The sequence below is a fragment of the Micromonospora parastrephiae genome (assembly GCF_016802865.1).
Lineage (GTDB): Bacteria > Actinomycetota > Actinomycetes > Mycobacteriales > Micromonosporaceae > Micromonospora > Micromonospora parastrephiae.
Genome location: NZ_JAEVHM010000405.1, coordinates 1 through 1,282, shown reverse-complemented (window position 1 = coordinate 1,282; position 1,282 = coordinate 1). Strand labels below are relative to the sequence as shown.

Genomic DNA, 1,282 nt, shown 5'->3' with positions numbered 1-1,282 from the left:
ATCACCTCGCCCGGGCCGGCGCCCTCCGGCCACCGCACGCCCAGCGGCGCGGCGGCGGCCCGCAGCCGCTGCACCGCCTCCGGTTTCGGTGCCGGCATGGTGCGCAGCAGGCCGACCCCGCCGGCCAGCATGATGTCGCGGCCGCCATTCCGGTCAGCAGGGAGATCTGCGCGTTGTGCTCCTCCATCGGGACCGGGCCGCGCAGTACCAGCCGCCACCCGTCGCCGTCGGGTTCCACGTCCTGCTCGGGAAGCGGGAGGTTGATGGCGCCGCGGCGCAGCCCCCGTGCGGTCAGCCGGTCGCCGATCTCGGGCAGCAGCGCGATCGGCTCGGGCAGCCGTCCGGCGTCGGCCGCCGCCTGCACACCGATGTAGTCGAGTTTGGCCCGGCTGCGCACCAGGGCGCGTTCCAACTCGACGGCCACGGTGCCGCCGTCGGCGTCCAGGTCGATGGTCCAGACCACCGCGGCCCGGTCGTCGTCGGGCAGCAGGCTGGCCGCGCCCTCGCTGAGCGTCAGCGGGTGCAGCGGCACGTGGCCGTCGGGCAGGTAGACGGTCTGCCCACGCCGCCACGTCTCCGCCTCCAACGCGCCGCCCGGGACGACGTGCGCGGCGACGTCCGCGATCGAGTACCGCACCCGGTAGCCGCCGCCCGGACGGCGGGCGAGGTGCATCGCCTGGTCCAGGTCGCGGGAGGTGGCCGGGTCGACCGTGACGAACGGTACGTCGGTACGGTCGACGGACGGCCGCGGCGGCGCGGCGGCGGCCTCGTCGGCCTCCCGCTGTGCGTCGGCCGGGAAACCCTCGGGCAGGCCGAGTTCGCGGCGGAGCGCGCCGAAGTCGATGCGGGGCGCGAGTACGCGTCGGATGACCACGGGTCAATCTTGACAGCGCCGCCGGTGATCCGCTTCCGGTGACCGGCCGAGATCTTTCGACGGGCCCACCGTCGGGCCGGGCGGCCCGCGCTCAGCCGGTCGCCTTCCGGGCGGTGCTGCGCGTACCCCGGGCGGTGGTGGCCCGTGCGGCGGTCGGGCGGGCCGGCGACTTGCGGGCGGTCACCTTGCGGGCCGGGGCCTTGGCCGCGACGGTCTTCTTCGCCGGCGCCTTCTTCGCCGCCGTCTTGCGGGCGGCCGTCGACGAGGTGCCGGTCGCCTTCGCCGCCGGTGCCTTCTTCGCCGGTGCCTTGCGGGCGCGCCGCTCGGGCGGGTGGAGGCGGTCTTCTTCGCCGGCGCCTTCGTGGCGGGCGCCTTCTTCGCGGCGGTCGTCTTCGCGGCGGTCTTCTT

At 76.0% G+C, this 1,282-nt stretch carries 2 pseudogenes; both read right to left on the bottom strand.

Going from position 1 to position 1,282, the window contains the following annotated elements:
* A pseudogene (locus tag JNW91_RS31425) lies at nucleotides 1-874 on the bottom strand (RNB domain-containing ribonuclease); the annotation flags it as partial.
* Nucleotides 875-965: 91 nt separating this feature from the next.
* Nucleotides 966-1,282, bottom strand: a pseudogene (locus JNW91_RS33365) (hypothetical protein); the annotation flags it as partial.